This is a genomic window from Streptomyces jeddahensis, assembly GCF_001642995.1.
GTDB classification, from domain to species: domain Bacteria; phylum Actinomycetota; class Actinomycetes; order Streptomycetales; family Streptomycetaceae; genus Streptomyces; species Streptomyces jeddahensis.
On sequence record NZ_LOHS01000111.1, the window covers coordinates 100,644 to 123,108 of the forward strand.

Annotated in this window: 23 protein-coding genes and 1 pseudogene; 16 read left to right on the plus strand and 8 right to left on the minus strand. The window is 70.2% G+C overall.

Annotation, left to right across the window (positions count from 1 at the left end):
• The first annotated feature begins 12 nt into the window (after positions 1–12).
• The 4 genes from STSP_RS26145 (at position 13) to STSP_RS26160 (ending at position 2,330) form a co-directional block, all read left to right on the plus strand.
• Positions 13–267: a type B 50S ribosomal protein L31 gene (locus tag STSP_RS26145; RefSeq protein WP_067282908.1), complete on the plus strand. Its 255-nt coding sequence runs from the start codon at positions 13–15 to the stop codon at positions 265–267.
• Complete coding sequence (locus STSP_RS26150; protein ID WP_067282910.1) at positions 267–1,457, plus strand: CobW family GTP-binding protein; 1,191 nt, start codon at positions 267–269, stop codon at positions 1,455–1,457. Before STSP_RS26145 ends, STSP_RS26150 begins: the two co-directional genes overlap by 1 nt.
• 1 nt (position 1,458) lies before the next feature.
• Positions 1,459–1,710: a 30S ribosomal protein S18 gene (rpsR, locus tag STSP_RS26155; protein ID WP_067282912.1), complete on the plus strand. Its 252-nt coding sequence runs from the start codon at positions 1,459–1,461 to the stop codon at positions 1,708–1,710.
• A 398-nt stretch (positions 1,711–2,108) separates the two neighbouring features.
• Entirely contained in the window at positions 2,109–2,330 is a 222-nt protein-coding gene (locus STSP_RS26160; protein WP_067283016.1) for a DUF397 domain-containing protein, read from the plus strand.
• Positions 2,331–2,400: 70 nt separating this feature from the next.
• Here the strand turns inward: STSP_RS26160 and STSP_RS26165 are convergent, their stop codons facing one another.
• Complete coding sequence (locus tag STSP_RS26165) at positions 2,401–2,892, minus strand: ATP-binding protein (RefSeq protein ID WP_198547441.1); 492 nt, start codon at positions 2,890–2,892, stop codon at positions 2,401–2,403.
• Positions 2,893–3,154: 262 nt separating this feature from the next.
• On the opposite strand from STSP_RS26165, the gene STSP_RS26170 reads away from it, so the two are divergent.
• The 6 genes and pseudogenes from STSP_RS26170 to STSP_RS26195 all read left to right on the plus strand — a co-directional run.
• Complete coding sequence (locus STSP_RS26170; RefSeq protein WP_408646361.1) at positions 3,155–4,051, plus strand: helix-turn-helix domain-containing protein; 897 nt, start codon at positions 3,155–3,157, stop codon at positions 4,049–4,051.
• A 55-nt stretch (positions 4,052–4,106) separates the two neighbouring features.
• A complete protein-coding gene (locus STSP_RS26175) occupies positions 4,107–5,564 on the plus strand; it encodes an aldehyde dehydrogenase family protein (RefSeq protein WP_067282918.1) in 1,458 nt (485 codons plus the stop codon).
• Positions 5,565–5,697: 133 nt separating this feature from the next.
• Positions 5,698–6,246, plus strand: a complete 549-nt coding sequence (locus tag STSP_RS26180; RefSeq protein WP_067282919.1) for a DinB family protein — start codon at positions 5,698–5,700, stop codon at positions 6,244–6,246.
• 24 nt (positions 6,247–6,270) lie between these two features.
• Positions 6,271–6,912 (plus strand): PadR family transcriptional regulator, encoded by a 642-nt coding sequence (locus STSP_RS26185; protein ID WP_067282922.1) that lies wholly within the window; start codon positions 6,271–6,273, stop codon positions 6,910–6,912.
• 96 nt (positions 6,913–7,008) lie between these two features.
• Entirely contained in the window at positions 7,009–7,770 is a 762-nt protein-coding gene (locus tag STSP_RS26190) for a MerR family transcriptional regulator (RefSeq protein ID WP_067282924.1), read from the plus strand.
• Positions 7,771–8,015: 245 nt separating this feature from the next.
• Positions 8,016–8,663, plus strand: a pseudogene (locus STSP_RS26195) (DedA family protein); the annotation flags it as partial.
• A gap of 117 nt (positions 8,664–8,780) precedes the next feature.
• Here the strand turns inward: STSP_RS26195 and STSP_RS26200 are convergent.
• Positions 8,781–10,478 carry a threonine/serine exporter family protein gene (locus STSP_RS26200; protein ID WP_067282929.1) on the minus strand — a complete coding sequence of 566 codons (1,698 nt, stop codon included), beginning with the start codon at positions 10,476–10,478 and terminating at the stop codon, positions 8,781–8,783.
• Positions 10,479–10,590: 112 nt separating this feature from the next.
• Positions 10,591–11,082 carry an inorganic diphosphatase gene (locus STSP_RS26205; protein WP_003991985.1) on the minus strand — a complete coding sequence of 164 codons (492 nt, stop codon included), beginning with the start codon at positions 11,080–11,082 and terminating at the stop codon, positions 10,591–10,593.
• A gap of 210 nt (positions 11,083–11,292) precedes the next feature.
• Between STSP_RS26205 and dacB the strand changes: the two genes are divergently transcribed.
• The 6 genes from dacB (at position 11,293) to folE (ending at position 19,056) form a co-directional block, all read left to right on the plus strand.
• On the plus strand, positions 11,293–12,822 hold the full coding sequence (gene dacB / locus STSP_RS26210; RefSeq protein ID WP_067283022.1) for a D-alanyl-D-alanine carboxypeptidase/D-alanyl-D-alanine endopeptidase: 1,530 nt from the start codon (positions 11,293–11,295) through the stop codon (positions 12,820–12,822).
• 205 nt (positions 12,823–13,027) lie between these two features.
• On the plus strand, positions 13,028–14,152 hold the full coding sequence (locus STSP_RS26215; RefSeq protein WP_067282931.1) for a zinc-dependent metalloprotease: 1,125 nt from the start codon (positions 13,028–13,030) through the stop codon (positions 14,150–14,152).
• Between the two features lie 234 nt (positions 14,153–14,386).
• Entirely contained in the window at positions 14,387–15,436 is a 1,050-nt protein-coding gene (gene tilS / locus STSP_RS26220; RefSeq protein WP_067282934.1) for a tRNA lysidine(34) synthetase TilS, read from the plus strand.
• A gap of 64 nt (positions 15,437–15,500) precedes the next feature.
• Positions 15,501–16,064 carry a hypoxanthine phosphoribosyltransferase gene (hpt, locus tag STSP_RS26225; RefSeq protein ID WP_067282936.1) on the plus strand — a complete coding sequence of 188 codons (564 nt, stop codon included), beginning with the start codon at positions 15,501–15,503 and terminating at the stop codon, positions 16,062–16,064.
• 216 nt (positions 16,065–16,280) lie between these two features.
• On the plus strand, positions 16,281–18,326 hold the full coding sequence (gene ftsH, locus STSP_RS26230) for an ATP-dependent zinc metalloprotease FtsH (protein WP_067282938.1): 2,046 nt from the start codon (positions 16,281–16,283) through the stop codon (positions 18,324–18,326).
• 124 nt (positions 18,327–18,450) lie between these two features.
• Positions 18,451–19,056 carry a GTP cyclohydrolase I FolE gene (gene folE / locus STSP_RS26235; RefSeq protein WP_067282941.1) on the plus strand — a complete coding sequence of 202 codons (606 nt, stop codon included), beginning with the start codon at positions 18,451–18,453 and terminating at the stop codon, positions 19,054–19,056.
• 57 nt (positions 19,057–19,113) lie between these two features.
• Here folE and STSP_RS26240 read toward each other — a convergent pair whose 3' ends face one another.
• The 5 genes from STSP_RS26240 to folP all read right to left on the minus strand — a co-directional run bounded on the left by STSP_RS26240 (position 19,114) and on the right by folP (position 22,409).
• Positions 19,114–19,602 (minus strand): DUF3180 domain-containing protein, encoded by a 489-nt coding sequence (locus tag STSP_RS26240; RefSeq protein WP_067282942.1) that lies wholly within the window; start codon positions 19,600–19,602, stop codon positions 19,114–19,116.
• A 67-nt stretch (positions 19,603–19,669) separates the two neighbouring features.
• Positions 19,670–20,281: a 2-amino-4-hydroxy-6-hydroxymethyldihydropteridine diphosphokinase gene (folK, locus tag STSP_RS26245; protein ID WP_067282945.1), complete on the minus strand. Its 612-nt coding sequence runs from the start codon at positions 20,279–20,281 to the stop codon at positions 19,670–19,672.
• Positions 20,278–20,637 (minus strand): dihydroneopterin aldolase, encoded by a 360-nt coding sequence (gene folB, locus STSP_RS26250; RefSeq protein WP_067282949.1) that lies wholly within the window; start codon positions 20,635–20,637, stop codon positions 20,278–20,280. Before folB ends, folK begins: the two co-directional genes overlap by 4 nt.
• Before the next feature lie 351 nt (positions 20,638–20,988).
• On the minus strand, positions 20,989–21,552 hold the full coding sequence (locus STSP_RS26255; protein ID WP_067282952.1) for a nuclear transport factor 2 family protein: 564 nt from the start codon (positions 21,550–21,552) through the stop codon (positions 20,989–20,991).
• Complete coding sequence (folP, locus tag STSP_RS26260) at positions 21,549–22,409, minus strand: dihydropteroate synthase (protein ID WP_067282955.1); 861 nt, start codon at positions 22,407–22,409, stop codon at positions 21,549–21,551. Before folP ends, STSP_RS26255 begins: the two co-directional genes overlap by 4 nt.
• Positions 22,410–22,465: the final 56 nt, after the last annotated feature.

Here is a 22,465-nt window from a genome sequence, read left to right on the forward strand (position 1 = left end):
AAGGCCTGAGACATGAAGCCCGGAATCCACCCCGCGTACGGCCCTGTCGTGTTCCGCGACCGCGCCGCCGGCCACGCCTTCCTGACGCGTTCCACCATGACGAGCGACAAGACCATCGAATGGGAGGACGGCAACACGTACCCCGTCGTTGATGTCGAGATCTCGAACGTCAGCCACCCCTTCTACACGGGCACGGCCCGAGTCCTGGACACGGCGGGCCGCGTGGAGCGCTTCGAGCGCCGCTACGGCACTCGCGAGGCCCGCTGATGGAGACCCCCGAGCCGTCGGCGCAGCGGAGCCGGCTCGGCGTCGCGATCGTCGGCGGGCTGCACGCGGACGCCCGGAAGGCAGCCGTCGAACGGCTGCTCGCGACCGTCCCGGGCAGCGTCGCCCTGCACCACGACCTCTCGACGGCCGTGGGCGGGACGGTCCTCCGAACCGTCCGCGACGCCACCGGTGTGCTCTCCACCGGCGAGGCGCCGCTGGTCAACGACTGTGCGTGCTGCGCGCTGCGCGAGGACCTCGTGCCGGAGCTGGAGCGGCTCGCGGACGAACCGGTGAGCGGTACGCCTCCGCCCGCGGCCGGTGCTCCCGGACGGCTGGCCATCGTCGAGTTGTGGGACTCGGTCGAGCCGAAGGCGATGGCCGAGGTCGTCGTCGCGAGTGGCTTCCCCGTGACCGCGGTGATCACCGCCGTCGACCCGGCCCTGGTGCTGCCCTACCTCGGCAACGGCGACGACCTCATGGAGGCCGGCCTCGCCGCGGCCGCCACGGACCAGCGCACCGTCGCCGACACCTGGGCCCGCCAGCTCGAGTACGCCCCCGTGCTCGCCGTCGCGTACTCCGACGAGGCCGACGACGAGGACCGGGCGCTGCTCGCCCAGCTCCACCCGACCGCCCGTCAAGTCTCCATCGCCCACGGCGACCTGGCGGGCGCGGCGCTGGGGGGCTTCGACGTGGAGGCCGCCGCGGCGGCGCAGCACCCGGCGTGCGCCCTGCTGCCGGCCGAGGCGGACGAGAGCGGGGTCTCCACCTTCGTATGGCACCGCCGACGGCCCTTCCACCCGGAGCGGCTGTACGCGGCCCTGGAGGACCTGACCTGCGCGGCGGCCCGCAGCCGTGGACGGTTCTGGCTCGCCGACAGGCCGGACACGCTGCTCGCCTGGGACGCGGCGGGCGGCGCCCTGTGCGTCGAGAGCGCCGGGCCCTGGCTGGCCTCGTTGCCGGACGCCGCGTGGGACATGGTGCCGCCGATGCGCCGGGCCGCCGCCGCGCTCGACTGGCACCCGGAGCACGGGGACTGCTGCCAGCACCTCGTCTTCACCTCGCCCGGGCTCGACCGAGAGGGGCTCAAACGGCTCCTGGAGTCCTGCCTGCTGACCGATGCGGAGTACGCGGCCGGGCGGGACGCCTGGAAGCGGCTGCCGCCCGCCTTCGACTCTCTTCTGGAGGTCTGACATGCCCCGCAAGGGCGACCGCAAGCCCACGTCACGCAAGTCCCGCCCGAACCCGCTGGACCAGGCCGGTGTCACGTACGTCGACTACAAGGACACGGACCTGCTGCGGAAGTTCATCTCCGACCGGGGCAAGATCCGGAGTCGGCGGGTCACGCGGGTGACCGTGCAGCAGCAGCGGCAGATCTCCCGCGCGATCAAGAACGCGCGGGAGATGGCGTTGCTGCCGTACGGGACGGGCGCGTCGGGGCGGTAGCCCCGCCCCACCAACTGCCGCCGCCGCAGGGCCCGCGATCCGCGGGGCCTGCGGCGGCTGTTTCTTGCGGCCCGGCCCTCGCCTCGTACCTGTGCAAAGCGCCAGTCGGCCGCACCCCCAACGGCGGCCCGGAACAAGAACGCCCCCGCACACGTCTCTACCGTGTGCGGCGCTTATCTGAGTGGCGAGACGGGGGATGGCCAGGGCGGAGCCCTCCGTTCCCGCATGCAATGCGAACCCGGGGGCAGGCACGCCGCAGCTGTAACCGTAGGAACACCCGTCGTGCACGTGCATCTGCCCATGCATCGGCACGTGAACAGAGCTATGATCCCGAACAGTTGACCGCTGCATCAGCCCAGCCACACGGGGAGCGATCTGTGCACGACGTGTACAACGGCATGGCGGCCACAGAGCTTCACGGGGTGGCCTGGCAGAAGAGCCGGCACAGCAATTCACAGGGTTCATGCGTGGAGTTCGCGAGACTGCCGGGCGGCGACGTCGCCGTACGCAACTCGCGGTTCCCCGACGGCCCCGCGCTCATCTACACGCGCGCGGAGATCGAGGCCATGCTGCTGGGGATCAAGGACGGCGAGTTCGACCATCTGATCGCGGGCGGCTGAGCGCGATCAGGGGGCGACTCTTCGTAACAACGCGCGTAGACCACCGGCATACGAAAGCCGCCGGGCTCGACTAGTCGGTCGGCAGGCGGAACAGCGCCCAGACCACCTTGCCGGTCAGCGCGCCGGCGAGCGGGTGCCAGCCCCAGCTGTCGGCGAACGACTCGACCAGCAGCAGGCCGCGGCCCGACTCGGCGGCGCAGTCCTCCTCCGTCTCGCGGGCGACGGGGTTCTGGTGGCTGGGATCGCGCACCGCGCACACCAGGCGCGACGTCCAGTGCATGAGGTGCAGCCGCACGGGCGGCTCGTCGTCGCGCGGGGTGTCGGAGGGCAGTGCATGCCGCAGCGCGTTGGTGACGAGCTCGGAGACGACCAGTGCGACGTCGTCGAATCTTTCCGACAGGTTCCACTGAGAGAGCGTTCGACCGGTGAACTGCCGCGCCTCGCGCACCGCTTCGTAGCGGGCGGGCAGAGAACAGGACGCTGCGGTGGAGACGGCTGCGGGGTCTATCGGGGGAAGCCCCTGCCTTAACGGCTCGAGCATGGTCGATCCATTCATCCCCATGCGAGGCACTCCCGGGATTCGCGGTCGCGGCGATACTGCGGTGGTGCGAGACCATGGTTCCGAATGCGTTCGGCAGATGCAAGGGCAGATGCACGTGCACGCGCCGGAGTTGAGCATTCCTGACCCGATTCTTATGCATTTCTTCCTCTGTCTGCTTCCGTCACTCCTCGAAAGCCTTTCCATTTCTGTAACCGGACGAGTACGGGGTGGAGCGTTTTAGTGGCAGACTTCGGCCTCTGGAGACGTTGGGAAGGGTGACGAAGTGACCGCAGGCGAGTCGTGGGGGTCCCCCCAGGCGCTGAGCCCTGGCGGAGGCTCCGTGGTGCGGCGCATCCTCCTGGGTTCACAGCTCAGGCGGCTACGGGAAGCGCGCGGCGTCACGCGCGAGAAGGCCGGTTATTCGATCCGTGCGTCCGAATCGAAGATCAGCCGCATGGAGTTGGGACGGGTGAGCTTCAAGGCGAGGGACGTGGAGGATCTGCTGACGCTGTACGGCGTCACGGACGAGGCCGAGCGCAGCGCGCTGCTCGCCCTTGCGAAGGAGGCCAACGTCGCGGGCTGGTGGCACAGTTACTCGGACGTGCTCCCCGGCTGGTTCCAGACGTATGTGGGACTGGAAGGCGCCGCATCCCTCATCCGTGTCTATGAGGTCCAGTTCGTGCACGGCCTGCTGCAGACCGAGGCGTACGCGCACGCGGTCGTCGAGCGCGGCATGGGAGAGGGTGCTGGCGCGGCCGACATCGAGCGGCGCGTCGCGTTGCGCCTGGAGCGCCAGAAGCTACTCGTCTCCGAACGTGCTCCGGACTTCCATGTCGTCCTGGACGAGGCCGCGTTGCGCCGGCCCTACGGCAGCAGGGACGTCATGCGCGGTCAGCTCCAGCATCTGATCGAGGTGTCCGAGCGGCCGAATGTGAGGCTCCAGGTGATGCCCTTCAGTTTCGGCGGGCACTCAGGTGAGAGCGGTGCCTTCACGGTGCTCAGCTTCCCCGAGTCCGATCTGTCCGACGTCGTCTATCTCGAACAGCTCACCAGCGCGCTCTACCTGGACAAGCGGGAAGACGTCACACAGTACGCAAAAGCCATGGACCGGCTGCAGAGCGAGAGTCCGGATCCGGCCCAATCGCGGGACGTGCTCCGAGGGCTGCTCCAACTCATATAAGACACAAGTACGATGACGTCTCATCAGGCGTCTGCCTCTCGCAGTTGGGGATCGCATGTCCTTCTTCACCGACCTGGCTCACCAGTACATCGACGGCGAGTGGCGGACCGGCAGCGGCTCGTGGGACATCATCGACTTCAACCCGTACAACGGTGAGAAGCTCGCCGCGCTGACGGTTGCCACCGTCTCCGAGGTCGACGCCGCCTTCCGTGCCGCCGAGCGGGCCCAGAAGTCCTGGTCGCAGGCAGGCCCCTACGACAGACGGCAGGTGCTCGAGCGGGCGCTGCGTATCACCGAGGCCCGTGAGGACGAGATCGTCGAGGCCATCGTCGACGAGCTCGGCGGAACGTGGACCAAGGCGCGGTACGAGGTGCATCTCGCCAAGGAGTTCATCCGCGAGGCGATGCACATCGCGATGGGGCCCGAGGCGCAGATCGTGCCTTCGCCCGTCCCCGGCAAGGAGAGCCGCGTCTTCCGGCAGCCCGCCGGTGTCGTGACGGTGATCAGCCCCTTCAACTTCCCGTTCCTGATCACGCTCAAGTCGGTCGCGCCCGCGCTGGCCCTGGGCAACGCCGTCGTCGTCAAGCCCAACCAGAACGCGCCTGTCGTCGGCGGCGGACTCATCGCCCAGATCTTCGAAGACGCGGGCCTGCCGCCCGGGCTGCTGAACGTCATCGTCACCGACATCGCCGAGATCGGCGACGCCCTCATCGAGCATCCGCTCGCGAAGGTCATCTCGTTCGCGGGATCGGACCGCGTGGGGCGGCACATCGCCTCCGTGGCGGCCGGCCACCTCAAGCGCGTCATCCTGCAGATGAGCGGGAACAGCGCGCTTGTCGTCCTCGACGACGCGGACGTCGACTACGCCGTGGACGCCGCGGTCTTCAGCCGCTACGTGTACCAGGGGCAGGTCTGCATGGCCGCCAACCGCATCCTGGTCGACCGCTCGGTGGAAGCGGAGTTCACGGAGAAGTTCACCGCCCGGGTCAAGGCGCTGAAGACCGGCGACCCGCGCGATCCGGACACCCACATCGGCCCGCTCATCAACGCCTTCCAGGCCGACGCGCTCACCACCCTGGTCGACCAGGCGCTCGCCGACGGTGCCACGGCGCTCGTACGCGGGCGCACCATGGGCAACCTGGTGGAGCCGACCGTCCTCACCGGGCTGCCGGCGGACTCGCCCGTGCTGCGGCAGGAGATCTTCGGCCCGGTGGCCCTCCTCGTCCCGTTCGACGGCGAGGAGGAGGCGATACGTATCGCCAACGACACGCCGTACGGGCTCAGCGGTGCCGTGCACGCGGCCGACATCGAGCGTGCGGTGCGTTTCGCACGGCGTCTCGAGACGGGCATGGTGCACGTCAACGACGGCACGGTGCACGACGATCCGCTGGTCGCCTTCGGAGGCGAGAAGCACTCGGGCCTGGGGCGGCTGAACGGCGAGTCCACGGTGGACGCCTTCACCACCAAGAGGTGGATCTCGGTGCAGCACGGGCGGAGCGAGTTCCCGCTCTGAGTCCGGGCCTCACCGCGGCTCTTCCGCGCAGTTGCGGATCGGACCGCGCAGTTGCGGACCGAGGCTGACCGCATGGGTGCCTAGCGTCGTACGTACCGAAAGCGGCAACGCACCGACGAAAGGCGGCCCGGTCATGGTCATGCACGTTCCCGCAGAGGCACACGGCGACGAGCGCGGAGCGCTGCTCGGCTTCCTGGAGGAGGCGCGCGGCGGCATCCGGCGGACGCTCCTCGGCCTGACGGAGGAGCAGGCGGCGAAGAAGCCCTGCGCGAGCGAGCTGTCGCTGTCCGGGCTGCTCAAGCACGTGGCCGAGGCCGAGCAGAGCTGGGTGGACCGGGCCAAGGGTGAGCAGCCGCCGGTCGAGCGGACCGAGGAGACCTGGCACGAGTGCTTCCAGCTCGTCGGCGAGGAGACGGTCGAGCAGCAGCTCGCGCACTGGGCGGAGATCGCCCGCCAGACCGAGGAGTTCATCCGGGCGGTGCCCAGCCTGAACGACACCTTCGCGCTGCCGGACCAGCCGTGGTTCCCCAAGGAGCGCGTCTCGATGCGCTGGCTGCTGCTCCGGCTGATCAGCGAGATGGACCGGCATGCCGGGCACGCCGACATCATCCGTGAGTCGCTCGACGGCAGGACCGCCTTCGAGCTCGTGGCCATGCAGCAGGGCTACGCTGGTCAAAGTTGACCAGCATGGAGCGAGGGGCGTGGGATGTCGGCGATCCGGTTGCTGGTGCTCGGTGCGGTCCGCCAGCACGGACGGGCCCATGGGTACCAGGTGCGCAACGACCTCGAGTACTGGGGCGCCCATGAGTGGTCCAACGCCAAGCCGGGCTCGATCTACCACGCCCTCAAGCAGATGGCCAAGCAGGGCCTGCTGCACGCCCACGAGATCGCGCCCTCCACGGCCGGCGGCCCGCCGCGCACCGAGTACGAGGTCACCGACAAGGGCACCCGCGAGTACTTCAAGCTGCTGCGCGAGTCCCTGACCGCCTACGACCAGAAACCGGACGTCCTGTCGGCCGCCCTCGGGTTCATGGTCGACCTGGAGCGCGAGGAGGCGCTCGAACTCCTCGAGGAGCGGGTGCGCGCCATAGGGGAGTGGCGCGCGGCCGTCACCGAGTACTACACCCCGGCGGACGGTCCCGAACAGCTCGGCCACATCGGCGAGATCATGAACTTCTGGGTGTACTCGGCGGACCGCGGGGCCGAGTGGACCCAGGGTCTGATCGACCGCATCAAGGGCGGGGCCTACACGTTCGCGGGGGAGGGGGAGCCCTTTGTGGGGGTGCTGGCGGAGGGGGAGGAGAACCCCTATGCCACCGGGGTGCCGCACAGGGGCGACGCCGGGTAGTCGCAGCGACTCACGCACTCGGTGCGGATCCGGGCTTGCACCTCACGTCGCGTGAGGCCGCATCGTGGCGTGCGTACCGAGAAGGGAGCGGGAGCGATGAGCTACTCCGTGGGGCAGGTGGCCCGGTTCGCGAAGATCACCGTGCGGGCCCTGCACCACTACGACGAGATCGGGCTGCTCGTACCGAGTGAGCGAAGCCACGCCGGCCACCGCCGGTACGGCGACGCGGACCTCGACCGGCTGCAGCAGATCCTGTTCTACCGGGAGCTCGGGTTTCCGCTCGACGAGGTCGCGGCCCTGCTCGATGATCCGGAAGCGGACCCGCGGGAGCATCTGCGGCGCCAGCGCGAACTGCTGACCGCCCGTATCGCCGAGCTGCAGAAGATGGCCGAGGCCGTGGAGCACGCCATGGAGGCGAGGAAGTTGGGCATCAATCTCACGCCCGAGGAGAAGTTCGAGGTCTTCGGGGACAAGGACCCGGAGGCGTACGCGGACGAGGCCGAGGAACGCTGGGGCGGCACGGAGGCGTACGCCGAATCCCAGCGGCGCGCCGCCCGCTACACGAAGGCGGACTGGAAGCGGATGCAGGACGAGGTCGCCGACTGGGGTGCGCGCTACGACGCCCTGATGGCGGACGGGGAGCCGTCGTCGGGCGAGCGGGCCATGGACATGGCCGAGGAGCACCGGCAGCACATCACCAAGTGGTTCTACGAGTGCACCCTCGAGATCCACCGGGGTCTCGGCGAGATGTACGTCTCGGACGAGCGGTTCAAGGAGTTCTACGACTCCATGCGGCCGGGGCTCGCGGTCCATCTGCGGGACGCGATCGTGGCCAACGCCACACGGCGCGCGGCCTGACCCGGAGGGACCGGGACGAGGGCCACGGTCCGGACCTTGACGGACCAGGGCCAGGACCAGGATCAGGACCGGGCGCTGGCTCAGGTCGGGGACGAATGCGGCTGGGGTGGCCAAAGGTTGCCCCAGTTCGCGCACAGTGCACCCTGAAGAAGCCGGGGGAACCTGGCGGTGTCACCTCGCGTTGGTAACTTTGTGCGGCCAGGACCGCCATGTTGCCCCCTATGACCCCTCAGGAGCCCGGAACCGTGATGACGCTTGCGCTCGGACCAAGCTGGCTGGATCCGGACTACCTGCTCAACACCTTCGGTATGTGGGGCCTGCTCCTCATCGTCTTCGCCGAGTCCGGCCTGTTCTTCGGCTTCTTCCTGCCGGGTGACTCGCTGCTGTTCACCGCCGGTCTGCTGATCACGTCGGAGCAGCTGGACTTCCCGCTGTGGGGTGCCATCGCCCTGATCTGCGTCGCCGCGATCCTGGGCGACCAGGCCGGCTACATGTTCGGCAAGAAGGTCGGCCCAGCGCTCTTCAGCCGCCCGGACTCCCGCTTCTTCAAGCAGGAGAACGTGGTCAAGGCCCACGAGTTCTTCGAGAAGTACGGCCCCAAGTCGCTGGTTCTGGCGCGCTTCGTGCCCATCGTGCGTACGTTCACGCCGATCATCGCCGGCGTCAGCGGCATGCGGTACCGCTCGTTCCTCCTCTACAACGTCCTCGGTGGCGTGCTCTGGGGCGCGGGCGTCACCCTGCTCGGCTCCTGGCTGGGCAACATCGACTTCGTCCACAAGAACATCGAGGCGATCCTGATCCTGATCGTCCTCATCTCGGTGCTGCCGATCATCGTCGAGTTGCTGCGCGCCCGCAGCAAGGGCAAGAAGGCCGCCGCGGCGGGCGCCGAGCCCGACCGGGACACGGTGGCTCCGGCGACCCAGCGCGGCCGCCACGCCAAGCGCTGACGGGCCCCCGGTACGCGTACGGATCAGCCGGTACGCGTACGGATCAGCCGGTACGCGTACGGATCAGAAGCCGCGCGTCCGCTTGGCCGCGCGGCGGCCCGCCGCCGAGGCGCCCGGCACCCGCAGGAACAGCCGGGAGATCTCCGACCCCAGGTTCACGCCGATCGCGATGGCCATCGCAAGCGCAGCGGCCTTCGTGAGCGAGACCATGCCCTTGTCGACGTTGTTCTGAGCGATCGACAGAAGGCCGAAATAGGTGGCCGAACCGGGCAGCAGCGGGCCGATCGCGGCTGTGATGTAGGGCAGCGCGGACGCGAACCGGTAGCGCGACAGGAGCTGGCCGAACAGGCCCACCAGACCCGCCGCGATCGCCGTCGACGCCACCGGTGAGAGGCCGCCCGCGTAGTGCAGGGCGCCGTACACCACCCAGGCCACGCCGCCGTTCAGTGTCACCAACAGCACGGTGGACCGTTCCTGCTGGAGCAGCACCGCGAAGGCCAGCGACAGCACCATGGAGGCGGCGATCTGCCACACCGGGCGCTCGACGGTGAGCAGCGCCGCGTCCGGATTGAGCTTGGCGCCCAGCTTCACGCCGAAGTAGAGCACCACCAGGACACCGGTGACGATGCCGACGAACAGGTACAGGACCTCTAGGAGTCGCGCGGACGCGGTGATGTAGTAGCCGGTCAGCCCGTCCTGCACGCCCGCCACGAGGGCCCGCCCCGGCAGCAGCGCGAAGAGCCCACCGGTGACCACCGCGGAGGCCGCCACCGGGACGTGCGCCAGCGTCAGGACGATGCCCATCGCGGCGGGCGGCATGGCGGCCACCACGAACTGGTAGAACTCCGGCAGCCCGCGCCCCGCGCACAGCCAGGCGAGCCGGTCGCCCAGCATCGCGCCGACCGCCGCCGCGACGAACACGATGAAGCCGCCGCCGACCAGGACCGATGCCGCACCCGCGAGCAGGCCGCCCGCCGCGGTCAGCACCCAGCCCGGATACGGGTGCCGGTTGCGTCGGATCTCCGCGAGGCGCCGGTAGGCCTCCTCCAGGGAGACCTCGGTATCCGGGTCGCTGATGTCGTCGACCAGTTGGAAGACGGCCGCGAGCCGCGTGTAGTCGGTGCCCCGGCGGCGGACGATCCGCGACGCCGTCACCGGGTCGTCCACCAGCGAGGGCTGGTGCGTGATCGACAGCTGGGTGAACGTGACGGTCGGCTCGCAGCGGTCCAGGCCGTACGACCGGCAGACGGCGAACATCGCCGCCTCCACGTCCTCGGCGCCCTCACCGCCCGCGAGCAGAAGTTCGCCGATACGCAGGGTCAGGTCCAGCACGCGCGGAACAGCGGGCCCGGAGTCGTCGTCGTGCTTCTGCACGGGCTCCGGCGCCGGGCGCTCGGCCACCGGCATGCGCAGCATCGTGCGCATCCGGTCCTGCCAGGGAGCCTCCTTGGTCAGCCTGACCATGGGGATGCCCGACGGCGGAGTGAACGTGGGCACGGTGTGCCGGGCGCTGTACGCGCTGGGTGTGCTGAACGCCGAGCCCTCCGGCTCCTGCGTGGCCGCCGGCGGCGCGGCCAGCCCGTCCGGGATGGCGAACTCGGACGTCGTCTGCGACTCGTCCTCGGCCGCCGGTGGTGGGGACACCACGCCGGTCGGCTGTATGAAGGCGCTCCTCGCCTCGTCCGACTGCGGCTTGCGGTCCTCCGCCTCGGGGTGAGCCACGGACTGTTGCCCCGCCTTTCGTACGACTCGTCTGGACATCCAGTACGCCCCAGTATGCGCACGGATACGTGCATCCCCGGACGGACGCGGACGCACGAACGGGCCGCGCGGTCCCGTAAGGGATCACGCGGCCCGTCCGGGAATGCGGGGGTCAGTGACCGCCCTGCTCCTTGAAGCGCTTGTAGGAACGCTCGATCTCGGCCTCGGCGTCCGTGCGGCCGACCCAGTTGGCGCCCTCGACGGACTTGCCGGGCTCCAGGTCCTTGTAGACCTCGAAGAAGTGCTGGATCTCCAGGCGGTCGAACTCCGACACGTGGTGGATGTCACGCAGGTGCTCCACGCGCGGGTCGTGCGCCGGGACGCACAGCAGCTTGTCGTCGCCGCCGGCCTCGTCCGTCATCCGGAACATGCCGATGGCGCGGCACTGGATGAGGCAGCCGGGGAACGTCGGCTCGTCCAGGATGACCAGGGCGTCCAGCGGGTCGCCGTCCTCGCCGAGGGTGTTCTCGACGAAGCCGTAGTCGGCCGGGTAGCTGGTCGAGGTGAAGAGGCGACGGTCCAGGCGGATCCGACCGGTCTCGTGGTCCACCTCGTACTTGTTACGCGAACCCTTCGGAATCTCGATCGTGACGTCGAACTCCACCGGTGGCTCCTCCATGATCAGCACATACATGCACATTCATCGGGTGGTGCTGCATCCTCCCGGGGCCGTATGTGTCAAACGGCTCCGCCGCGGGCCCCCGGATACCCGGCCGGACGTGTGGCCGGGCCTGCCGTGGTGCGGTCCCGCGGCAAGACGCAGTGATTAAGTGTCCCTCACGCAGTTGTGTGATCGCGAAAGGGGCTGGTGCTCGTGCCAGAGCTGACGGCTGGGCGGTTCGCGAGGCGGTGCGGGGTGCGGTTCGCGAAACTCGCAACCTGGCAGCTCACGGCGGGCGCGGCCGTCGCCGGCCTGGCCCTCGCGGCCGGCTCGGTCGCCGCGGCCGGTCCCTGGGACTCCGGCCAGCGTACGGCCGAGCGGGAGCGGGCCGCCGCCCTGGAGGACCGGGGTGGCGCAGATCACGGCACCCCGGCCTCCCGTAAGGACGGGACCGACGCGCGGGCCCGGAAGACACCGGCGGCCGCCCCGAGCGCTCCTTCCGTGCTGGCCGCGCTCGCGGCACCTGCCGGCACGGGCTCCGCAGCCGTCCCCGAGGAGCGGGCACTGGCGAAGGTGCTCGACCCGCTGCTGAACGGCGGCTCACTGGGCGCCCAGCGCACGGCGGCCGTCGTCGACGCCGCCACGGGCAAGCAGCTGTACGGCAAGGGGGCGGGCGAGGCGCTCACGCCCGCGTCGACCACCAAGATCGCGACGGCCGTGGCGGTGCTGTCCGCGGCGGGTCCTGACCACCGCATCACGACGCGTACGGTCCTCGGGCCCGGCTCCGGGAAAGCCGCGAACGTCGTACTGGTCGGCGGCGGCGACCCGACGCTCACCGCCCGCAAGGATGCGAAGGGCAACGCGAGCCTGCGCACCCTGGCCGAGGACACGGCCCGCGCGCTCAAGGCCAAGGGCGTGGACACCATCTCCCTCCGCTACGACACGTCGCTGTACTCGGGTCCGCTGGTGCACCCCATCGGCCTCAACGGGAACATCGCGCCCGTCAGCGCGCTGATGGCCGACGAGGGGCGCCTCGACGATTCCGCCAGCGGTCCGGCGCCGCGCAGCGGGGACCCGGCGGCGGACGCGGCGCGTACGTTCGCGAAGCTGCTGCGCGACCACGGCATCAAGACCGAACCCTCCGACCCGTCCTCGGCCAAGGCGCCGGACCGCGCCGAGGAGCTGGCCTCGGTGCAGTCCCCCACCCTCTCCGCGCTGGTCGAGCGGATGCTGACGAACAGCGACAACGACATCGCGGAGGCACTGGCCCGGCAGACCGCGCTGGCGACGGGCCATCCCGCGAGCTTCGACGGCGGCGCGAAGGCGATCCACGAGCAGCTGCAGAAGCTGAAACTCCCCCTGACCGGCGCCCGGTTCGCCGACGGCAGCGGCCTGAACCGCGCCGACCGGCTCAGCGCAAGCCTGCTCACCGCTCTCCTCGCCCGAGCGGCCGATCCGGACCACCCGGAACTGCGCCCGGTCCTGACGGGCCTGCCGGTCGCAGGCTTCACCGGCACGCTGCGCAATCGCTACGCCGACGTCGCGGACGCCCCCGGCACCGGCCTCGTACGCGCCAAGACGGGCACCCTGACCGGCGTCAACACCCTCGCGGGCACGGTCGTCGACACAGACGGCCGCCTCCTGGCCTTCGCCTTCCTGGCGACAGGCACGACAGACCCGAAGACGGCCCAGTCGACCCTGGACAGAGCGGCGTCAGCACTGGCGGCGTGCGGTTGCAGCTGACGCCGCCGGGCGCGGGCGCTTGGGACCGCTGTACTGCTGTGGGCAATCGTTCCGCTGGGGCGATGGGGGTACCTCCCATGCCCTTAAGGCAATGGGGGAGGGTGGGCACAGCACCACGACGCACGGCACCCCTAGCCGTACGTCCAGCCAAAGCTGGGCAAGCCAACACCCACCGCAGCCGGACACGCTCACGTACCGTTGACGCATGACGAGCATCGGTGGCACCGAGATGGTCGACTGGAATCTCGCGGTGGCAACCGCGACCCGGCTCGTGCGGCCGGGCCCAGAGGTGACCCGCGACGAGGCCCGAGCCGTCGTCGCGGAACTGCGCCGACATGCCAAGGCATCGGAGGAGCACGTCCGGGGCTTCACCCGGCTGGCCACCGACGAGGCCCACGACACCCCCGTGCTCGTCGTCGACCGGCCCGGCTGGGTCCGGGCCAACGTCGCCGGGTTCCGGGAGATCCTCAAGCCCCTCCTCGACAAGATGCAGCAGCGCCGCGGCGGCGGCCCGGGCGGCGCCGTCCTCGGTGCCGTCGGCGGCAAGGTCACCGGCGTCGAGCTGGGCATGCTGCTGTCCTTCCTCGCCTCGCGGGTCCTCGGCCAGTACGAGACCTTCGCCCCGGCGACGCGCGAGCTCCCGGCCGGCAGCAACGGCGGCGGCAGGCTGCTCCTCGTGGCGCCCAACGTCGTCCACGTGGAGCGCGAGCTCGACGTGGACCCGCACGACTTCCGCCTCTGGGTGTGCCTGCACGAGGAGACGCACCGCACCCAGTTCACGGCCGTGCCCTGGCTGCGCGACCACCTCGAGGGCGAGATCCAGTCGTTCCTGGCCGAGACGGACGTCGACCCCATGACCGTCCTCGAGCGGATCAGGGAGGCCGCGCAGTCGCTGGCCGGCGGCCGCCCGGAGGGCGAGGAGGACGACGGCGGCCGCAGCCTCGTCGACCTGGTGCAGACGCCCGCCCAGCGGGAGATCCTCGGCCGGCTGACCGCCGTGATGTCGCTCCTGGAAGGCCACGCGGACTACGTGATGGACGGCGTCGGCCCGTCGGTCGTGCCGTCCGTGGGCGAGATCCGCGAGAAGTTCCAGCAGCGCCGCGCCCGCGGTGCTTCGCGCCTGGACATGGCGCTGCGCAAGCTGCTGGGCCTCGACGCGAAGCTGCGGCAGTACAAGGACGGCGAGCGGTTCGTACGGGCGGTCGTCGAGGAGGTCGGCATGGACGGCTTCAACCGGATCTGGACCTCGCCCAACACGCTCCCCACCAAGGTGGAGATCGCCAAACCCGCTGACTGGGTCGCGCGGGTGCACCGCAAGGCGGAGTCGTGAGCCGGGGTGGCATGAGCCGGATCCACCGACGGCGAGGAACGCCCGTAATCACCCGTCCGAGGGACCGTGAGGCTTGAGAAGGCGTGCAATGCTCGGGTAACGGCTCGGCTCTGTCACCATCGAACCACTCTGAGTGACTGAACGGCCCGTGTGAGACGGGCGGCCGGTGCAGCCACTCAGCGACCGAGTGACAGATTCCGAGGCACACTCCCGAACTCCCGAAGGGAACCGGACATGGGTCCCCATCCAGCGGTCGCGGCGATACGCCTGGCGGTCCGCCGCGTCCTCCACGACGTCCTCATCGACCTCAGCGCCCAGCGCACTCCCGAGCCCCATGAGGCCCGCACCGAGCGCGCCCCCGGGCATGCCCTGGTGCTGGTGGCCTGCTCCGGCGGCGCCGACTCCATGGCGCTCGCCTCCGCCCTCGCCTTCGAAGCCCCCAAACTCGGCATCCGCGCCGGTGGCATCACCGTGGACCACGGTCTGCAGCCCGGCTCCGACCTCCGCGCCGCCGAAGTCGTCGCGCGGCTCACCGCCCTCGGCCTGGACCCCGTCGACTCCGTCGTCGTGTCGGTCGGCCGTGACGGCGGTCCCGAGGCTGCCGCCCGCGAGGCCCGGTACGCCGCGCTGGACGCTGCCGCAGAGCGCCATGGCGCCGCGGCGATCCTGCTCGGCCACACCCGAGACGATCAAGCCGAAACCGTACTCCTCGGTCTCGCCCGCGGCTCCGGCATCCGCTCCTTGTCCGGAATGGCTGCTGTTTCCGGGGGACTGGGGGCCGCCCGCCGTTACCGCCGTCCCTTCCTGCACCTCGACCGGCAGACCGCCCGCAAGGCCTGCATGGTCCAGTCGCTGCCCGTCTGGGACGACCCGCACAACACCGACCCCGCGTACACGCGCTCGCGCCTGCGCCACGAAGGCCTGCCCGCCCTGGAGAAGGCGCTCGGCAAGGGCGTCGTGGAGGCCCTCGCCCGTACGGCCCAGCTCTCCCGCGACGACGCCGACGCCCTGGACGCCTGGGCCGCTGAGGCCGAGGCCTCCGTCCGCGACGCCTCCGGCCTGCTGGAGTGCGCCAAGCTCTACGCGCTGCCGCCCGCCGTGCGCCGCCGCATCCTGCGCCGCGCCGCCATCGCCGCCGGCGCCCCGGCCGGTTCGCTGTTCGCCCGCCACATCGAGGAAGTCGACCGGCTGATCACCGGCTGGCGCGGTCAGGGGGCCATCAATCTCCCCGGCCGGGTCGTCGCCCAGCGGCAGGGTGGCAGACTGGTGATTCGGCAAGGCTGACGAAGAGCCCCGGTACGCCTGGTACGGCAGACGGCCGGGACGTCGGCGGACACGACCGAAAGTGATGCGGGTGGACGCGAAAGACATGGGTGCGGACCTCAAGTCGGTGCTCATCACCAAGGAAGAGATCGACGCGAAGCTGGCCGAGCTGGCCGCGAAGATCGACGCGGAGTACGCGGGCAAGGACCTGCTGATCATCGGTGTCCTCAAGGGCGCCGTGATGGTCATGGCCGACCTGGCCCGTGCGCTGTCCACCCCCGTCACCATGGACTGGATGGCCGTGTCGTCGTACGGCGCGGGCACTCAGTCGTCCGGTGTCGTGCGGATCCTCAAGGACCTCGACACCGACATCAAGGGCAAGCACGTCCTCATCGTCGAGGACATCATCGACTCGGGACTGACGCTGTCCTGGCTCATCTCCAACCTCGGCTCGCGCGAGCCGGCGTCGCTGAAGGTGTGCACGCTGCTGCGCAAGCCGGAGGCGGCCAAGGTCGCGATCGACGTGGAGTGGGTCGGCTTCGACATCCCCAACGAGTTCGTCGTCGGGTACGGCCTGGACTACGCCGAGAAGTACCGGAACCTGCCGTTCGTCGGTACGCTCGCGCCCCACGTCTACGGCGGTTCCTGAGCGTCCACGGGGCCGCTCCTGAGCCGGTGGCCCGGGTGTGCCCGGGCCCACAGGACATTCGGGAACCAGTGGGCGTTTCCCGCCGTTGGACCATGCGAGGGCGGTATTGCCGGTCTTCCCCGCAGCGTCGGGTGACGATCCTGGGGTACCGTCCGAAGAACAGTCTTTATCAAACTCACTGTGGCAGGAGGGACGGGGCGGCACCGCTCCGTATGGATGGACGTGAAGCGATACTTCCGTGGGCCGGTCATGTGGATCGTGCTGGCCGTCCTTGCCGTGGTCGTGTTGATGCAAGTCGTCGGCTCGTCCGGCGGCTACAAGACAGTGGACACCGGCCAGGTCGTCCAGGCCATCAACGACAACCAGGTGAAGTCGGCCAAGCTGACCACCGGTGACGAGCAGACCATCAAGGTCGAGCTCAAGGATGGCCAGAAGGTCGAGGACAGCAACAAGATCCAGGCGAGCTACATCGGCGACCAGGGCGTCGACCTCGCCAAGGACCTGCAGGCCAAGTTCGAGGACAAGCAGATCCCCGAGGGCTACACGGTCTCGCCCTCGAAGCAGAACCCGTTCGTCGGCATCCTGCTCTCCCTGCTGCCCTTCGTCCTCATCGTGGTCGTCTTCCTGTTCCTGATGAACCAGATGCAGGGCGGCGGCTCCCGAGTCATGAACTTCGGGAAGTCCAAGGCCAAGCTCATCACCAAGGACACCCCGAAGACGACGTTCTCCGATGTGGCGGGCTCCGACGAGGCCGTCGAGGAGCTCCAGGAGATCAAGGAGTTCCTGCAGGAACCGGCGAAGTTCCAGGCCGTCGGCGCCAAGATCCCCAAGGGCGTGCTGCTGTACGGCCCGCCCGGAACCGGTAAGACGCTGCTCGCGCGTGCCGTCGCCGGTGAAGCCGGGGTCCCGTTCTACTCGATTTCGGGTTCCGACTTCGTCGAGATGTTCGTCGGTGTCGGTGCCTCCCGTGTGCGCGACCTCTTCGAGCAGGCCAAGGCGAACGCCCCGGCGATCGTCTTCGTCGACGAGATCGACGCCGTCGGCCGGCACCGCGGTGCGGGTCTCGGCGGCGGCCACGACGAGCGCGAGCAGACGCTGAACCAGCTGCTCGTCGAGATGGACGGCTTCGACGTGAAGGGCGGCGTCATCCTGATCGCCGCCACCAACCGGCCCGACATCCTCGACCCGGCGCTGCTGCGCCCGGGCCGCTTCGACCGGCAGATCGCCGTCGACCGCCCGGACATGCAGGGCCGTCTGGAGATCCTCAAGGTCCACCAGAAGGGCAAGCCGGTCGCGCCGGACGTCGACCTGTCGGCCGTCGCGCGGCGCACCCCCGGCTTCACGGGTGCCGATCTCTCGAACGTCCTGAACGAGGCGGCGCTACTGACCGCCCGCAGCGACAAGAAGCTGATCGACAACCACATGCTGGACGAGGCCATCGACCGCGTCGTGGCGGGCCCGCAGAAGCGGACCCGGATCATGTCGGACAAGGAAAAGAAGATCACCGCGTACCACGAGGGCGGTCACGCCCTGGTCGCGGCGGCTTCGCCGAACTCCGATCCGGTCCACAAGATCACGATCCTGTCGCGCGGCCGTGCGCTGGGCTACACGATGGTCCTGCCGGACGAGGACAAGTACTCGACCACGCGCAACGAGATGCTCGACCAGCTGGCGTACATGCTGGGCGGCCGCGCGGCCGAGGAGCTCGTCTTCCACGACCCGACCACGGGTGCGGCCAACGACATCGAGAAGGCGACCGCGACCGCGCGCGCCATGGTCACGCAGTACGGCATGACCGAGCGGCTCGGCGCGATCAAGTTCGGCGGCGACAACACCGAGCCGTTCCTCGGACGTGAGATGGCTCACCAGCGCGACTACTCGGAAGAGGTCGCCGCGCTCGTCGACGAAGAGGTCAAGAAGCTCATCGAGAACGCGCACAACGAGGCCTGGGAGATCCTCGTCGAGAACCGCGACGTCCTCGACAACCTGGTCCTCGCGCTGCTCGAGAAGGAGACGCTGGGCAAGGAGGAGATCGCCGAGATCTTCGCCCCGGTCGTCAAGCGCCCGGCCCGCCCGGCGTGGACCGGCTCCTCGCGGCGTACGCCCTCGACGCGCCCGCCGGTGCTGTCCCCGAAGGAGCTGTCGCTGACGACCGGTGCCAACGGCTCCACGCCTGCGGTGACGGCAGGCGCGGCCTCGGAGGCGGCTCCCGTGTCGTCGACCGAGATCGCTCCGGCTCCGGAGGACCGCACCGACAGCTGATCGCCTCGGCGGTTGCGCAGGTCACAGCCGCACCGGAATGGATGCCGCGCCCCCCATGGTTCTAGCCTTGGGGGGCGCGGCATTGCCGTATGCCGGTACGCGATACCACAGGAACGAGGCACACATGACCGACCCCGTGACGCTGGACGGCGAGGGCCCCATCGGCGAGTTCGACGAGAAGCGCGCCGAGAACGCAGTGCGGGAACTGCTGATCGCGGTCGGAGAGGACCCGGACCGGGAGGGCCTGCGGGAGACGCCGGGCCGCGTGGCACGGGCGTACAGGGAGATATTCGCCGGCCTGTGGCAGAAGCCGGAGGACGTCCTCACGACGACGTTCGACCTGGGGCATGACGAGATGGTCCTGGTGAAGGACATCGAGGTGCTCAGCTCCTGTGAGCACCATCTCGTCCCGTTCGTGGGGTTCGCCCATATCGGGTACATCCCGTCCACCGACGGCAAGATCACGGGGCTGTCGAAGCTGGCCCGGCTCGTGGATGTCTTCGCCCGCCGCCCTCAGGTGCAGGAGCGCCTGACCACGCAGATCGCCGACTCGCTGATGGACATCCTGGAGCCGCGCGGGGCGATCGTGGTGATCGAGTGCGAGCACATGTGCATGACCATGCGGGGGGTCCGCAAGCCCGGGGCGAAGACCATCACCTCGGCGGTCCGGGGCCAGCTGCGGGACCCGGCCACGCGCGCCGAGGCGATGAGCCTGATCATGGCGAAGTAGGGCGCCAGGTACGCCTGCGGGCGCTGCTGCTGACGCCGGGCGTGCCTCGGTGGTGCGTTACGTCGTCGGGGCCGTGCCCTGGCCGGGGGTGTCCTCGTCCTCCGGGAGCTTGCACACGCGCTCCATGAAGAACGCCGCGGCGATCACGGCGATACCGGCGAGGACGGAGAAGCCCGCGTAGATCGCCTGGTCGCGGCGGGCCGGGACGTCGAGGGACTCCAGCAGGAAGACCCCCGTCCCGCCGTACATGCCCGAGACGAGAGCCGCGACGAGCGCGCTGGCCTGGCCGAAGACGACGGCGCGGGCCGCCATCAGCGGGTCCACGCCCTTGGCGCCCGGGCTGCGCTCGCGCTGGGCGCGGAGCCGCGTCCGGATGGAGAGAGCCGTCGCCAGCAGGACGACGGCGATGAGGGCCAGCACGATGGGCGCGGCCAGGGGAACCCGCGGCAGGGTGCCGACCGAGTCCCACAGCCGGGCGCCCGCCCAGGACAGCACCCCGGCCACCATGAAGAGGCCGGCCAGCACCCGGATGCGCAGCTGTTTCACTTCGTCCCTTCGACGCCGCCGGCCTTCGCCGCCCTGGGCGAAAGCTTGGTCCGGTAGACCCTAACGACTATTCGGGCAGCCGGAGTTCCAGGTCGGCGCGCGGCGTGACACCCGCCCGGGTGACGCCGGACAGCAGCTGTGCGACGGGGCCGCGGCCGGGCAGCTGGGCCTCCGGCTCGACGTCGTGCCACGGTGCGAGGACGAAGGCGCGCTCATGGGCGCGCGGGTGGGGGAGCGTCAGCGCCGGATCCCCGGAGACCACGTCGGCGTAGGCGACGATGTCCATGTCGAGCGTGCGCGGGCCCCAGCGCTCGTCGCGTACGCGGCTGAAGGCCTCCTCGATGGCGTGGGCGCGCTCCAGGAGCGAGGAGGGCGGGAGGGTGGTCTTCACGACGACCACGGCGTTGAAGTAGGCGGGCTGGCTGCCCGGCTCGACGCCCCAGGGCTCGGTCTCGTAGACCGGCGAGACGGCTCGGACGCGGACGCCCGGCGTGTCCTCCAGGGCGTCGATCGCGCCCTGCAGCGTCTCCAGGCGATTGCCGAGGTTCGACCCCAGCGAGATCACGGCCCGTTTCGGATTGCTCAGGGTCGTGTCGGCGGCGTCCACCTTCTCCACCACGGACGCGGGCACCGGCTGGACGGTCGGGTCGCTCTGTCCCCAGGTGACAAACGCAGTCATACTCGGCTCCGGGTGATCGTGACGGTCACGTCGTCGAAGGGCACGGTGATCGGGGCGTCCGGCTTGTGGACGCACACTTCGACCTCCTGGACCCCGTCGTGCTTCAGGCAGGTACCCGCGATGCGCTCGGCCAGCGTCTCGATGAGATCGACCGGCTCGCCCTCGACGACGGCCACGACCTCCTCCGCCACGATGCCGTAGTGCACGGTCTTCGCCAGGTCGTCGTCGGCGGCGGCAGGCCGGGTGTCGAGGCCCAGCACCAGGTCCACGATGAAGACCTGGCCCTCCTCGCGCTCCTTCGGGAAGACACCGTGGTACCCGCGGGCCTTGAGGCCGCGCAGCGCGACACGATCCACGCGAATCACTCCTGCAGTCGTCGGACGGTTTTCATCTGGCGGACACGACCTGTCCCCGAGCCGGGATCGCGAGCGGGGATCGCCCGGCCGCAGGGCATCCCAGCCACCCGAAGACGCCCCGAACGACCGGGACGCCCATGACCCGAGCCGCCTCGTCCGAGAGCGGTCGGCACACCAGCCACGGTCGAATCTACCGGTGAGCACCGACAGCCCCGGCCCACGGACGCCCGGGAGGGTCGTGGATCAAGGGCCGTCCGGGGGCGGGAGGTGCCCCCGACCGGGCTGGTAGCCGTCCATACCCCGGCCGACGTGATTCCAACCACTTCTCGGCCCTGCTTGGCCCCTACCCACTCAGGCGGAGGTCTCGTCGTCCTCGTCGCCGTTGGTTTCGGCCAGTACGGGCGAGGCGTGGTGGGCCCACAGTTTCCAGCCGGCGGACGTGCGGCGGAACACGTTCGTGGCGACCACCAGCTGGCCGACGAGGGGGCCGGGTTCGGGGCCGCCCTCCGGGGCCGGGGCGCCGCTGAGGATGTTCTCGGTGCAGGTCACGAGCGCGGTGTCACCGCTGACGGACACATGCACATCGGTCAGGAAGAACTGGATGTAGTCGGTGTTCGCCATGATCAGCGCGTACGACCTGAGGACCTCGCCGCGGCCCGTCAGCACCGGCCAGCCGGGGTGTACGCAGGAGATCTCGGGGCGTGCGGAGACCACGGCGCCCGCCGTGTCCGCGTCGTCGGCGGTGTCCGGCTCGTCGAATGCGTCCGCCGTGACCGCGATACCCGCTCCGTCCTCGATGTCCGAGGCCGTCAGCCACAGGGCCGACAACTCCTCGAAGTCGCCGCGCTCCATCGCCTCGTAGAAGGCGGTGTTGGCGCGTTCGACCTGCTCGATGTCGGTACGGGGGCCGGTCACCGGGCTCCTTCTACGGCCCGGGCGACGCGGACGGCGTCCGCCGTGGCCCGGACCTCGTGGACGCGTACCGCCCAGGCGCCCTGGTGGGCGGCGATGGCCGAGATCGCGGCGGTGGCGGCGTCCCGCTCGCGGGCGGGCGGCGGGGCGCCGTCGGGGCCGGCCAGCACCTGGCCGAGGAAGCGCTTGCGGGAGGCGGCGACCAGCAGCGGGTAGCCGAGCGCGTGCAGGCGGTCCAGGTGCGCGAGGAGCGCCAGATCGTGCTCGGTGTCCTTGGAGAAGCCGAGGCCCGGGTCGACGACGATGCGGTCCGGGGCGACGCCGCCCCCGATGACGGCCTCCACGCGCGCGTGCAGCTCGGATACGACTTCGGAGACGACGTCGTCGTACGTCCCGGGGATGTTCCCGCCCTCCAGGAGCCCGCGCCAGTGCATGACCACGAAGGGCGCGCCGGCCTCGGCGACCACGGGGACCATCGCGGGGTCCGAGAGACCGCCGCTGACGTCGTTGACGAGCGCGGCGCCGGCCGCCAGGGCCCGCTCGGCCACGGAGGCGCGCATCGTGTCCACGGAGACCGTGACGCCCTCGGAGGCGAGGCCCCGGACGACGGGGATGACGCGGCGCAGCTCCTCGTCGGCGTCGACGCGGGTCGCGCCGGGGCGGGTGGACTCGCCGCCGACGTCGATCAGGTCCGCGCCCTGGGCGACGAGGTCGAGGCCGTGCTTGACGGCGGCCGTCGTGTCGAACCAGCGGCCGCCGTCCGAGAAGGAGTCGGGGGTCACATTGACGACGCCCATGACCGCGCAGCGGTCCCACGTGGGCAGACCGGTCACCTGGCGGTGGCTACGCAACGTACTCATGGGTTCCAGCCTAGGCCCGGGGGCGGTGTGCTGTGGTCCACGGCCTTTGCGCCTGC